The organism is Chroococcidiopsis cubana SAG 39.79, from assembly GCF_003991895.1.
Taxonomy (GTDB): domain Bacteria; phylum Cyanobacteriota; class Cyanobacteriia; order Cyanobacteriales; family Chroococcidiopsidaceae; genus Chroococcidiopsis; species Chroococcidiopsis thermalis.
Genome location: NZ_RSCK01000031.1, coordinates 54,210 through 67,446, shown reverse-complemented (window position 1 = coordinate 67,446; position 13,237 = coordinate 54,210). Strand labels below are relative to the sequence as shown.

Below are 13,237 nucleotides of genomic sequence, written 5' to 3'. Positions count from 1 at the left end.
ACGCAATCCCCTCTTGCCCAAATGGGATATTCTTATCCGACCTGCCTCATAGGTATTTTGTTTCTTGGAGATCGCCTTAGCGTTAAGAATATCTACTAGATAGGCTTTTCCAGCATGACTGTTGGTAATGCAAGCATCGGCAAGCTTGACCATTAGTCGCCGAACTAATAAACGTAATGCTGAATTGCGATAGTCTACACTAGGCGAACTACCTTCATAGGCAATGATGACTCGCCACCAACAAAGCGGTTTTAATAGGAGTGCTAGAATTGTCCAAATGCCAAAAGAACTAGAAAATATGGCATGAGGTCTAAGCCGAAGCAAGTGGAAAATAATACTGGGAGACAGATATGTGAAATTAGATCCGTAGCTTGTCGTTTCTCGCGCCATTTCTAGCACATGAAATTTACCGATAACTTCTACTACAAATGAGTTGTCAAATCCTCGTGCAAAACCAGGAAAAAGTCCAGTAAATACTTTAGTTTGAGGAAATATCTGTGTAAATTGGCAAAGCGCTGGCTGCCAATAAAACCACGCAACAGGCAACAACCACGCAATCCGAAAATTATGACTACGATCCACCTAAGGATACCTCTAGAAATACAAATATCAACTGCAAAGTGCAGCCGGAGAAGATTACTACCTAGCTGATTTGAATAACTTTGAATAATATCTTTGCATCTGTCTCTGATGGCGTTTTTAAAGATGTCATCAGAAGATAAGACTTAAAAATATATTTATAATGTAACTATCTTTACACCGATCGGCTTGTTTTTTTACCAATTTTACGTAAAATTTGAATTCTACGAGAATATACGTAGCATTCTTAAAGAAGAAGTAAAATTTGAACTATATCATGTACGGGAAGCCGATGGCGATCGCCACAAATAACTTCTGTAGGCTGCAAAGGCGATTGCTGTTTGTACTTGGTTTAAGTATTCCAGTTAATAAAACGCGCATAAATATATGCAACTAACTCATTAATCAATTTCCGCACACCTGCACTGTAGCGCCACCAGTATTTTGGATCGTAATCGATGGGTGGCATGGCAATAATACCGACTTTAGTATTGGTTGAAGCTAGTGCTTGACGATACAGCAGCCAGCTTCGTCTAGCATGTAAATCGAGTGTTAGTAAATCAATCGATTTTATTGGTGTATTTGCCTTTTCTAACCACTGTTTAAAAGCAATAGCAGAAGCATAAGTTCGGTCTTTACGTACTTCTGGTGTCGGGACGGGAACGATTTTTTCTGACTCTAATCCTAACGTTTTTAAGGTTGCTGCTGCTAGCTCGGCATAATTTTTATATTCAGCTAAGTAGCATCCTCTTTCAATCGGAATACCTGTAGTCACGATCTGGCGATAGGAACCGCGTTTAAATCTAGCTAGTGCCTCTTTAAATGCATAGTCTGGTAGCCAGCCTTCAATGACCAAAACTTCAGCGTTAACTGGTTGATTAACAGCTAGAAATGAAGGTAAGTTACTAATACTGACAGTCAATAAAGTTAAAGTTAATAAGATCAAAAATAACCATCCCCATACCGTAGGCAACCATATTTCTTGTTGTCGAATGAGAGTGATATTTAGTAGTTTGAATTGCGATCGCTTTTTAGCAGCCATTAAAAATGTAGTTTTGCATAGCTTAGGGTGTAGAATCTACTTTAATCCAAAATTCGATTTCAGTCGTCAACTCTTCAAACTTAGTAGGATTAGGCGAATAGAATTCGCGACTAGAAAAACTAAGTCCGCGCAGGCGGACTACAGATATAGCCTTTTTCAATTCGATGAAATACAAGATCTGTAGGGGCGCACAGATGTGCGCCCCTACGAATGTATCGCATCATAACGAGAATCGCTATAAGTGAGTTTCAAACCATGTTTTGTGAGTTTTTCTAGCGCAGGGGTAACTTCTACTGGCTATCTACTGTTGCTGTCTTTTGTGTCTTTAAATAAGCAAACACGGATTTATCACCAATATCAGGTGGAATTGGTTGTACTGCTTTACGAATGGCAAAGATAACGAATAGTACAGCCCACGTACCAAGCATGATTTGTTCCCACTGGAGCGGTAAAATACCGCTTAAATGTCCTAACAATAGAATTGGTACTAGAGGTGTGAGAAATTTAGTTTCAAACCGATTAAAACAAAATGCCTCTTTGAAGTAAATTCCTGTGAGCGCTGCAAAAATAAAGCCAACACCCAATAAAGTTATTGGATGTTCGTAAACCGTGACAGCAAGTGGCGTACTATTACTCAATGCGATCGCGACTGCGGCGATCGTCCCGATCGCCCAAAATATTTGTAGGACGCGATGCAATACTGCCAGATATATATGAATAGTTAGTAAGCTAACACCCAACGCACCGCAAAAACAGAAAAATAGGGGTGTGAGTGCTGGAAAAACACCGGGATGAGGGTTCGACAGAACTAGAGTACTACCAATTGCAAAGCTGAGGGCGGCGATCGCTAAGCCAGTTCGATAGATAATAACACCGAGGCGATCGCTTTTATCGATTGTAAACTCACCAAACTGACCTTGATATGTTTCGGATACTATTTGTTGAGTCATAACTTATCTCTCACTAATAACCACTTCTACTCTATCTCCCCAATGCTGCTGCAATTGTAACTGGGCATTGCCGCAATTGATGGCAATTTCTACCCAGCCATGACTACCAACTAAGGCGAGTGCCGCTTCAGGAGAGACGTTGCTGTATGTTTGACACCCTGGGACGATTCGTTCGCCTAATCGTACTGTCCAACTTCGATTTTCCACGTCGCTACCAGGAATATTAGTGACTAAATTGCCAAAGCGATCGATATATTGGATGCAACCAATTATTTCTGTAGGAGTATAGATTAACTGGGGTAAGTCTAACTGTAGTAGCGTAGCAAGATCGATCGTTCTCCCCAATTCTCTTAAGGGAACTCCACTCGCAAGATGCGCCCCTACTGGGGCAAAAATATCTCGTCCGTGAAAAGTCTTTGAGAGTTGGGGAGTGCGCCAGTATTGAGAATGAGTCAGTTCTACAACGGCGATCGCAGGGCTTTGACTCAATACGCCGCTAAAAATTCCATTATCTGGTCCCACTAAGAATCCATGCTCGAATTCTATGGCGATCGCGCGTCTATTGCTACCTACCCCAGGATCGACTACAGCCACATGCACGGTTCCATCAGGAAAATAGCCATAGGCATCCAACAAGCAAAATCTAGCCGCAGCGAGATTCTGGGGCGGGATCTCGTGAGTAATATCGATAACTGTCAGCTTAGGGTTCACTTGGGCGATCGCACCTTTCATGACTCCTACATACACGTCACTGAAGCCAAAATCACTGGTTAAAGTCAAAATCCGGTTTGAATTCATCTGTATTACAGGCATTTGCTGGAATATGTCTTAAAAATGTTTAAATTTATTTCTGTAGCTATTGTTACTAAAATTTCTCTATGTTAGGATAAATCAACATAAACAAGATAAGTAAAAATAATGTTCTCTATGAGCAGAAATAAACAACAAGCTGTAAAACAAGCCGCCGAAGCTCACCGTCAGAATATTCAAAAAAGTCTACAACATCGTTTAGATGTTGCCAGAGCTAACGGAGATGAGAATCTCATCCGCCAGCTAGAAGCAGAAATGAGATACTTCAACTGAAGCTGCAACTAAGTTTTTGTCACAAGGTTTGATGCCACTGACTTGAGAAATTACAAACAACCGATAAAATACTGACATTCGCGGGATGCATCTTAAGTGCATCCTTTTTGTTTGCATATCCTTTATTTAACTATCCGCGCGATCGCGTTCAGAACACTAAGCATCAATTGGGAATAGCTATACTGGTTGGTTAAAGTTCCTACTCAAACACCAACTTAACTGAGGATATGCCTATGCCACCGGATCTATCAGCCGTGATGACAGACGTATGGCACGTACTAACTAAAAATAATCGTTGGATGAGCTGGAATTTGTTTCTAGCTTTTGTTCCTTTAACTTTGAGTGCGTGGCTATTTCTTAGAGGAAGTCAAAAGCGGCGTTGGCTATTTTGGCTATTATTTTTGGATTTGTTGACTTTCTTACCGAGTGCGCGTCATGTTTTAACTAATATATTACGTTTCAATATGAGTATCGTTACATCCGAGCTAATATGGGTCGTACCCTTAGTTTGTATTCCTTTATATCTCTTATTTATCTCATCCGCTAGAGAGCATTGGCAAACTTTTAACTGGTCAATTTTATTTTTAGTATTTTTTGCTTTTTTACCGAACGCACCGTATGTTTTAACTGATATCATTCATTTATATCGAGATATTAGAGATATTCACTCAGTTTGGCTAATTACTTTGGTTCTCATCCCAGTATATGTATTATTTATGGGAGCTGGATTTGAGGCATACGTACTATCTTTAATTAACCTGGGGTCTTATTTACAAAGAATTGGTAAAAGTACGTGGATTTTGGGCACAGAGCTGATCGCTCACGCTTTGTGTGCAATAGGAGTCTATTTAGGTAGATTTTTGCGGTTTAATAGTTGGGATTTTATCACCCAACCCGATATTCTCCTTACTGCTGTAGTTGAAGATTTATTCGGCAAACGTCCGGTTGTTATTATGATTGTTACCTTCGCAGTTATTACGGGTTTGTACTGGCTGATGAAGCAGATTACGCTTAGAATTATGGGAAAAAATCGTCTAGAAGCTATTTCTGCTCGCGAAGAAGGCAAAATCGATTCGTTGTAAAGTAGAGACGCAAAATTTTACGTCTCTATTGCTTTTACGCTCTATTCCTTTTATAAAGGAACCAATTCGGGAAAATGTAGTAATAGTTGATCGTTCGTCAGTTCTTCGCCAAATTGAGCGGGAGAAAACTGGACTTGAATTGCCCACAATCTTTTTTGATAGTGAAGATTAATCAGGGCTTTTAATCCAGCTTTCATCGCATTTATATCTGCCAGATTAGTTTCTAATTCCGGTACTTCTCCGTCATAAACTACACTCAGCATGACGACTAAGTTACGGGTAACGGGCAAGGAAAAAGCTTCATTTGTAGTAGCGGGTGAACTTAAATCTGGTTCGCTTAAGTAGCGTTGGGCAGAATCGGTAAATAATTCGTTGAAATAGTCGCTGGCTGCACCTTCATCCCAGAATACATCGCCTTCGTTTGCCCCAGAGAGCCAATACTCGTCATATTGCAGTAAGCTTTGACAAATTTCTGCCAAACCTTCACCTACGACTTCAATATCGCCGTCAGCGTCTATGGCTTCCCTTGCCTGACGGTTGAGAATTCCTAATAGCGGTGCTACTTCTTGCCCTGCAAGATGGAGAAATATCCGACAGCCAACAAACCGAGTCCGCCCTGATATTCGATTAATCCGATCGCGCCATGAATTCATAATCTTCCCTCCATATCTTCTTACTCAATTTATCGCGCTCTCACAAATCTTTCTCCCCCTCGATCGCTAGATTTAAGGGAATTGACGGTAAGATCGGAAGCAAAATTGTCAAGTCATGAATATCGGTATTATCGGACTGGGGTTGATTGGAGGCTCGTTGGGCTTAGACTGGCGATCGCAAGGACACAAAGTTTTCGGTGTCAGTCGGCGCGAATCTACTTGCGCCCAGGCGATCGCTTGTGGTGCTGTCGATCGGGCTAGCGCCGATCTTGCCAGTCTCAAAACTGCAGAAGTTATTTTTATCTGCACTCCTTTGGCAGCGATTCGCCCTACCGTAGAACAACTGATTCCCCACATAGATCCAGCAACAGTTTTAACCGATGTCGGTTCGGTAAAAGCCCCAATTGTAGACGCGATCGCCCCTTTGTGGCACAATTTTGTCGGCGGACACCCAATGGCTGGTAAAGCCGAAAGTGGTATTGAAGTTGCCCAAACAGGATTATTTATCGGCAAACCTTATGCGATCGCCGCGATTGATACTACACCACCAACAGCCGTGAAGGTTGTCGAGCAATTAGCGCGCTCGCTCCAAGCTACTATATATCATTGTCACCCAGCCGATCACGACCGCGCCGTCAGTTGGATTTCTCATTTACCAGTCATGGTTAGCGCCAGTTTAATTGCTGCTTGTGCCAGCGAACCTAACCCAGCAGTGCTGGAATTAGCACAACAACTTGCTAGTTCTGGATTTCGCGATACAAGTCGCGTTGGAGGTGGTAGCCCTGAATTAGGAGTGATGATGGCGCGGTACAATCGCCCAGAGTTGTTGCGATCGCTACAACAATATCGCGATCGATTAGATGAGATCGCGCAATTAATTGTACGAGAAGATTGGCAAGCTTTAGAAAAACAATTAAATTCAACTCAGCTAGCTAGACCAAAGTTTCTCCGAGAGTAATGTCACACTTTTGAGTTGCGAGATATTAGGTAAAATTTTAGTCACTTTTGGCAGATTCATCACTTGAACTGCCAATTCCACAATCTCTCAATCTGGAGTGAAATCAAATTCATCTCTAGACTTATTTCTGATTTCTACTCATTAAAGATAAGTTAAATCCGCTCGGAAGCTATAGAAAGTACTGGGCGAGATCGGCAATAGAAGAAATTTGGCAGCGATCGCAAATAGTTTCGGTTGACTGCTAAAAGCTCGATGGTAGATTGCAGGTTGCAATTATATTGTATTCCTAAGAATGCTTATATAACTACATAAATATAAATCGATACGTGTATTCTCGAAAATGCAGGAACATAAAAAGAGGCTAGGAGGTCTTAAATTTGGGAATGCTTTGTCTCCCATCTTCTGTATTCTTAATTTAGTAATTTATGTATATTGCAACACTGAAATTTACAGATAAATAACAGTAGATCTAAGGTTTATAACTCGTAGCGAAAAGTTATAAATCTATCTAGTATGTTTACATAGCTTAATGATATAGTAAGTATTTGTACTGCTGAGGGTAACTTCAATGCTAGACCCTGCTTTATGCGCTCGTCCTCTGAGCCAGTGGCTTGTCTTGAAGTCAACGCTTTCCCACTGGCTGATGACTCCCGTACTGGTTGTCATACCGCTAACAGCTTTCATTCTGCTAGTCAAATTTTTTCCCAAATGGCGTTGGAAGCGTTACATGTTGGTGATGGGAAGTTTATCGCTAGTAGCTTACTTTCTTGTTAGTTTTCCGGCTACAGTCGCGATCGCCAGTAAGGGATTAATTGCCTTTTTACCTGAAGATCCGGGTAGGAAAGCAGATGCGATCGTGATTTTAGGTCGCGGTGCGTACATGAGAAAGTCTAGAGTAGAGGTTGCTGCTGACCTGTGGAAAAGCAAACGCGCTCCCCTAATTTTTGCCAGTGGTGCAGGGGATGGAGCAGATATTGTGAAGATGCTCAAAACGGAAGGAGTCCCCAAGTCAGTATTGAAAGCCGAAAGTTGTTCTCAGACAACAGAAGAGAACGCACTATTTACAGCGGCGATGTTGCAACCGATGGGAGTGAAGCGAATCGTTTTGATCACGGACTCGCCACATATGATGCGATCGCTACTAACGTTTCGCAGTCTGGGGTTCACCGTTTTTCCCCGTCCTACTCCTTTGCCTGCAAACTTGCCACCCACAAGAAGGGCAATGATGATTTTCTACGAATACATGGGTTTATTTAACTATGGTATCAAAGGATACTGGCAGCCTCAGAATGCAGAAATGGAGCAAAACCCGTACATAGCTCAACAGCAAGCAGCAAACGGTTGACAGTTATCAGTGACTAGTGACTAGTGGCTAGAATTGCTCCTCCGCTCTGCTCCCCTGCTTCCTCTGCTCCCCTGCTCGTGCGCTCCCTACTCCCTGCTCCCTTCATAAATCGGCAACTGTACCGTTAATGTTGCCCCCATACCCTCACCGTGGCTCTCTGCCCAAATTGTACCGCCATGTAGCTCGACTAATTGACGAGCGATCGCTAAACCAAGTCCTAAACCGCCGTAGGCGCGAGTCATGCTACTGTCTGCCTGTCGAAAATATTCAAATATGTAGGGGAGAAAATCTGCACTAATGCCTTTACCTGTATCGCTCACTTGGATTTGGGCGTAGTTGGTAGTTGGTAGTTGGTAATGGGTAATGGGTAATGGGTAATTGGTTGTGATTCTCCCCTGCTCCTCCGCTCCCCTGCTCCTCTGCTCTCTTCCCCCTGCTCCCAGCTCGTCCCTGCTCCCTGCTCCCAGCTCGTCCCTGCTCCCCACTCGTGCGAGCGAGATCTCTATCTGTCCGCCAGATGGGGTAAATTTAACTGCGTTAGAAAGTAAATTCCATACAACTTGCTGAAGACGGCTGCTATCACCCCGCACCATTCCTACATTAGGGTTCAAACTGAGTCCAATCTGAATTGATTTTGCTTCTGCTGCCAGAACTACGGTATCTAAGGCAGATGTAATTGTATTTGCCAGATCGACTATTTCCCAATTAAGTTTCAGCTTGCCCCTCAGAATGCGGGAGACATCTAATAGATCTTCGATTAATTGTGCTTGTAGCTTGGCATTGCGTTCGATGGTATCGAGAGCGCGATCGATTGTTGCAGGATTTAACTGATTTGTTCGCAGCAGTCGCGACCAACCTAAAATTGGGTTGAGAGGAGACCGAAGCTCGTGGGAGACGATCGCCAAAAACTCGTCTTTAACGCGGTTTGCTTTCTCTGCTGTTTCCTGAGCTACCAATGCTCGATCGCGCATCTGGCGATATTCTTGGACTCTAAATGTGAGATCTGTCACATCTTGAATTGATAATAGGGCGTAAAACTCATCCCCCTCTAAAGCAGGTAACGAGGTGACAGTTGTATGCTGAATGCGCATTTGCCCTTGGGGTAGAGAGGCGGGAATGACGTGTTTGTGTAACTGAGAAGAAAAGATTGTGGGGGGTCCCCCTTGAAATATTTGCTGCAAGCGGTTGGCATACTGAGTTTGATGAAAGTGGGGGTAGCGATCGCCGATACAAGTCCCTAACATTTCAGCTCTAGATAGCTTAGTCCATTCTTCTAAGCAGCTATTCCAGAACAAGATCGTTAGATCCGAACGCAAAATACAAGCCCCTAAAGGTACTTGGTCTAGAATACTAAAATTCTGCTGGGCTTGTTGCAGTTGCTGCATACTCAAAAATAAATGGCGATCGCAAAAAAATTCAGCGCTAAACTTGTATCTCTAATAACTATGACACTTCTTCGATCGCTGCAATGAGTTGGTCGAACGTTTGCAATTCAAATATAAAAATAAGATCGCCAATCACTTGAAGCTGTTCAATTGTAAAACTTGCTTGCGCCAATACAATTGTGGAGTCATCTGGTTCAACAGCAGCAAATAAATTTTCTACAGTATCTTCCGTGTATGTAGGAATTAAGTAATTCATCCGCTGCTTCAACAGATTGCCCAACGAACCGATTACCCCGTTAATGACAATGTTGCCCACTTCAGTTAAAGTGCCAATTTTTACTGCATCAAGATCGGGAGAGCCTAGATCTTCTCCTGTGAGAATAGATACGAGTGTTGATGCACTCTCGGTAGGAAATACTAGCTCTGCGCTGCCATTAATAGAGCCAGTAAATCCCAACCTTACAGTAGCTAAATAGTTACTATTAAATCTAGCAATTAATTCTTGCTGCAAATCTTCAACAGTCAATACCTGAATGAAGGGGATCTCCAGGCAGATGGGAAAACCAACCATTTCATTTAAGAGACTGGCAGCTCGACCCACGCCAATATTAATCAATTCTTTTATTGCATCAATTTGGTCTTCTGTCAACTGCTTCACGAGAGATCCTCTAGAAGCTAAAAACTTGTCGGACGGTCTGGCGTAGCTCATCTTCTTTTGGTGGCTTATTGATAAAAGCAGTTGCTCCTAAGTTATATCCTCGCTGACGAGAACTTTCTTGAATATCTGCCGAGATAATAATTGTGGGAATAGCCAATCCCTGTTCTTTTAAAGTGTGGAGCAATTCAAACCCATTCATGTCAGGCATGAGAATGTCTGTTACTAAACAATCTGGAGCGCGATCGCGAACAATACTTAATGCTTCTTTACCGTTAGTCGCCTCCCAAATCTCATAGCCATCAGCTTGCAAAAATTTGCGAATCATCCGGCGGCTGAATGCAGCATCATCAACTATCAAAACAGATATCATTGCCGATCTTCTAAGCTATTACCTATCATATTATCGAAAAGATCGACAGAAAGTATTTCACGCATCACTCACCGACGACAAATAGCAAAAGACAAATTTACATCTACCTAGAGTCAGTGTAGTATAGGCTATCAAATATACGATGTATTTAATTCCTATCAGTCATGGAGTCACTCGAAATCGATGACGATATCAAAGCATTTTTAGTTGAAAGTTACGAAAATCTGAATCAGATCGAGCAAGTTATTCTCAATCTAGAAGATAATTCTGCAAATTCCGAACATTTAACTCGTATTTATCGCGCCCTCCATACAATTAAAGGTAACTGCGGTTTTTTACCGTTGCCCAAACTAGAATCAGTCGCCCATGCAGGAGAAAATTTACTAGGAAAATTGCGGGAACAGCATTTCACTCTCAATCCCCAGATTGTCAGTATTTTACTTCAAACTGTCGATGCAATTCGCCAAATCTTAGCCCAAATTGAAGCGACTGGCAATGAGGGAGATGGCGATTATGCCGCACTCATTGCAGCGTTGGAGAGAGTAGGGAGTGTGGGAGAGGGGGGAGACAAGGGAGAGGGGGGAGACAAGGGAGACAAGGGAGAGGGGGGAGACAAGGGAGACAAGGGAGAGGGGGAACCAATTCTAGCCACTAGCCACCAGTCACCAGTCACTCTCTACTGTCAACCGTCAGCCGTCAACAACCAACAACCAACTACCAACTACCAACTACCAAATACCAACCCATCAGATTCTACAATTCGGGTGAATGTGGAACTGCTCGATCGCGTGATGAATTTAGTGGGTGAGTTGGTTTTGGCTCGCAACCAAATGGTACGATTTGCCGAGACTGTGCCAGATTCAGACTTGACTGAGACTTGCCAACGATTGAATCAAGTGACGACTCAGTTACAGGAAGAGGTACTGAAAACTCGGATGCAACCGATCGCCACGATTTGGCAGAAATTTCCTCGTGCGATCCGCGATTTGGCGATCGCCTCTGGAAAGCAGGTGCAAGTGGAAATGAATGGTGCGGATACGGAACTAGACCGCAGCGTGCTAGAAGCAATTAAAGACCCTTTAACTCATATTGTTCGCAATTGTATCGCTCACGGAATTGAAACGCCTGAAATTCGCAGCAGTCGCGGGAAGCCGATTCAGGGTAAGCTTGCTCTCCATGCTTGGCATGAAGGTGGCACTGTTAAGATTGAAATTAGCGATGATGGTAACGGGATCGATCCGCAACAGCTCAAACAGCAAGCGCAAAAACTTGGAATTCTCAGTGCAGTGGAAGCAGAAAAGATCGGCGAAGCGGAAGCACTGAATTTAATTTTTGTATCTGGTTTTTCGACAGCAGCGCAAGTCACCAATCTATCTGGAAGGGGTGTAGGGATGGATGTGGTGAAAACTAATTTGGATGCGATCGATGGCAAGGTTGAGGTTGATAGCCAGGTAGGACAAGGAACAAAATTTAAGCTGAAAATTCCCTTAACGCTGGCAATTATTCCTGCCTTGATTGCTGATAGTGGGAACCATCGTTTTGCCATTCCTCAAGTAAGCATTCAAGAATTAGTACAACTGGAAGTTGAGACATCTTTACTTGAGATTGAAACATTCTACGATATTCCTGTATATAGGTTGCGTGGCAAATTATTGCCTTTGGTCTATCTCAATCAAACATTACAACTACAGGCAGTAAGAGCCGATGCAGAGATTATTAATATAGTTGTCATCAATGCGGACAATTACTGCTTTGGTTTAGTTGTCGATGAAATTCAAGATATCCAAGATATTGTCGTCAAACCTTTGGGCAAACAACTGCGAGATGTCTCAGCTTTTGCTGGAGCAACAATTCTTGGCGATGGCAAAATAGCATTAATTATCGATGCCGTTGGTTTAGCAAATTGTGCTGGAGTTACTTCGCAATTACAGCAGCAACTGGCGATCGCTACAGCTACAGCAGTAGAAGAACGCACGGGCGATCGCCAATCGATCTTGCTTTTTCATGGCGGATCGGGCGCACGAATGGGTCTGCTGATGTCTCAGGTTTTCCGTTTAGAAGAATTCGATCCGATCGCGGTGGAAATTGTGGCAGCTCGACCAGTGGTGCAATACCGAAATACAATTTTGCCCTTGATTTACTTGCATCAAATATTTGGTAATTCTGATGTTTCTAAAAGCAGATCCCTCCAACCCCCCTTGACAAGGGGGGCAATATCTCCTCAATTGTCCTCTGATTTCCCTGAAAGCAGATCCCCCCAACCCCCCTTGACAAGGGGGGCAATATCTCCTCAACTGTCCTGGGCAAGGGAGGCTACAAATGGGAAAGATGATAAACTGCAAGTCATTGTTGTGGAGCTAGATCGAGAGCGCAGCCTTGGCTTGGTAGTAGAACGCATTCTCGATATTGTTGAGGAACCATTGGCGATCGCGGGTCATGCGACTCGATCCGGTATCCTGTATTTGGCAGCTATTCAGGGTCAAGTTACCGAAATTCTCGACCTGCATACAATAGTTCAAATTGCCTATCCATATTTACTTCAATCAGTTAACAGTTAACAGCGGTCGGTTATCAGCGATCGACAATCAAATGACAAATGACATCCTTGCAAACATTTTCTAACTTAAATAGAGTTATATAAACATGACTGAAGTTCAGCAATATTGTACTTTTTTTATTAACAAAATTCATTTTGGGATTGACATCAAACAGGTAGAAGAAGTCATTCGGGTTCCTGAGATAAATCCCGTACCCCTTGCGCCTGTTGATATTTGTGGTTTAATTAATCTGCGCGGAAAAATTGTGACGATAATCGATTTGCAATGTAGGCTAGGAATGGGTCAGAGCTTGCTATCTTCTACCTCCGATCCAGAGTTAGATGAAGAATTTTTGGCTCATAACATTATAGTTCAGACTAAGGATGAGATTGCTGGCTTGCTAGTAGAAGACATAGGCGATATGTTGGAGTTTACATCAGATCGGTTTGAATCTTCACCCGCTACGCTAGCAGGTCAAATGCGAAAATTATTACGAGGTGCATATTCATTATCACAAGGTTTTTTGATGATTTTAGATATTGAGAAAGTTTTAAAAGTTTAGATTAACGATTTTGGTCGCGCAAAGCCAAGGACA

12 protein-coding genes and 2 pseudogenes are annotated in these 13,237 nt (G+C 42.8%); 6 read left to right on the top strand and 8 right to left on the bottom strand.

All coding sequences use genetic code 11. The annotated features are described in order from the left end of the window. The 4 genes and pseudogenes from DSM107010_RS18675 to DSM107010_RS18660 form a co-directional block, all read right to left on the bottom strand. Window positions 1-582 (bottom strand): annotated as a pseudogene (locus DSM107010_RS18675) (glycosyl transferase); the annotation flags it as partial. Between the two features lie 349 nt (window positions 583-931). After that, window positions 932-1,621 carry an ElyC/SanA/YdcF family protein gene (locus DSM107010_RS18670; protein ID WP_106168249.1) on the bottom strand — a complete coding sequence of 230 codons (690 nt, stop codon included), beginning with the start codon at window positions 1,619-1,621 and terminating at the stop codon, window positions 932-934. Window positions 1,622-1,911: 290 nt separating this feature from the next. After that, entirely contained in the window at window positions 1,912-2,571 is a 660-nt protein-coding gene (locus DSM107010_RS18665; protein ID WP_015152701.1) for a DUF2301 domain-containing membrane protein, read from the bottom strand. 3 nt (window positions 2,572-2,574) lie between these two features. Beyond that, window positions 2,575-3,369: an SAM hydrolase/SAM-dependent halogenase family protein gene (locus DSM107010_RS18660; protein WP_199755623.1), complete on the bottom strand. Its 795-nt coding sequence runs from the start codon at window positions 3,367-3,369 to the stop codon at window positions 2,575-2,577. A gap of 129 nt (window positions 3,370-3,498) precedes the next feature. On the opposite strand from DSM107010_RS18660, the gene pirA reads away from it, so the two are divergent. Both pirA and DSM107010_RS18655 read left to right on the top strand, forming a co-directional pair. Then, window positions 3,499-3,654 carry an arginine synthesis PII-interacting regulator PirA gene (pirA, locus tag DSM107010_RS39765; protein ID WP_181245476.1) on the top strand — a complete coding sequence of 52 codons (156 nt, stop codon included), beginning with the start codon at window positions 3,499-3,501 and terminating at the stop codon, window positions 3,652-3,654. 227 nt (window positions 3,655-3,881) lie between these two features. Next, a complete protein-coding gene (locus tag DSM107010_RS18655) occupies window positions 3,882-4,736 on the top strand; it encodes a DUF1361 domain-containing protein (protein ID WP_199755622.1) in 855 nt (284 codons plus the stop codon). 50 nt (window positions 4,737-4,786) lie between these two features. On the opposite strand, the gene DSM107010_RS18650 is transcribed toward DSM107010_RS18655, so the two are convergent. Then, entirely contained in the window at window positions 4,787-5,389 is a 603-nt protein-coding gene (locus DSM107010_RS18650) for a DUF1517 domain-containing protein (protein WP_015152705.1), read from the bottom strand. A 115-nt stretch (window positions 5,390-5,504) separates the two neighbouring features. Here DSM107010_RS18650 and DSM107010_RS18645 point away from each other — a divergent pair, with 115 nt between their 5' ends. Both DSM107010_RS18645 and DSM107010_RS18640 read left to right on the top strand, forming a co-directional pair. Further along, complete coding sequence (locus tag DSM107010_RS18645) at window positions 5,505-6,347, top strand: prephenate/arogenate dehydrogenase (RefSeq protein WP_015152706.1); 843 nt, start codon at window positions 5,505-5,507, stop codon at window positions 6,345-6,347. Between the two features lie 568 nt (window positions 6,348-6,915). Then, on the top strand, window positions 6,916-7,692 hold the full coding sequence (locus DSM107010_RS18640; RefSeq protein WP_015152707.1) for a YdcF family protein: 777 nt from the start codon (window positions 6,916-6,918) through the stop codon (window positions 7,690-7,692). A gap of 89 nt (window positions 7,693-7,781) precedes the next feature. Here DSM107010_RS18640 and DSM107010_RS18635 read toward each other — a convergent pair. The 3 genes and pseudogenes from DSM107010_RS18635 to DSM107010_RS18625 all read right to left on the bottom strand — a co-directional run. Continuing rightward, window positions 7,782-9,077, bottom strand: a pseudogene (locus DSM107010_RS18635) (sensor histidine kinase); the annotation flags it as partial. A gap of 58 nt (window positions 9,078-9,135) precedes the next feature. Beyond that, window positions 9,136-9,786: a chemotaxis protein CheC gene (locus DSM107010_RS18630; protein WP_051033153.1), complete on the bottom strand. Its 651-nt coding sequence runs from the start codon at window positions 9,784-9,786 to the stop codon at window positions 9,136-9,138. Continuing rightward, entirely contained in the window at window positions 9,746-10,105 is a 360-nt protein-coding gene (locus DSM107010_RS18625) for a response regulator (protein WP_015152710.1), read from the bottom strand. Before DSM107010_RS18625 ends, DSM107010_RS18630 begins: the two co-directional genes overlap by 41 nt. Before the next feature lie 164 nt (window positions 10,106-10,269). Between DSM107010_RS18625 and DSM107010_RS18620 the strand changes: the two genes are divergently transcribed. Next, window positions 10,270-12,663: a chemotaxis protein CheA gene (locus DSM107010_RS18620; protein ID WP_127023607.1), complete on the top strand. Its 2,394-nt coding sequence runs from the start codon at window positions 10,270-10,272 to the stop codon at window positions 12,661-12,663. A gap of 85 nt (window positions 12,664-12,748) precedes the next feature. Then, window positions 12,749-13,204 carry a chemotaxis protein CheW gene (locus tag DSM107010_RS18615; protein ID WP_015152712.1) on the top strand — a complete coding sequence of 152 codons (456 nt, stop codon included), beginning with the start codon at window positions 12,749-12,751 and terminating at the stop codon, window positions 13,202-13,204. The last annotated feature ends 33 nt before the right edge of the window (window positions 13,205-13,237 follow it).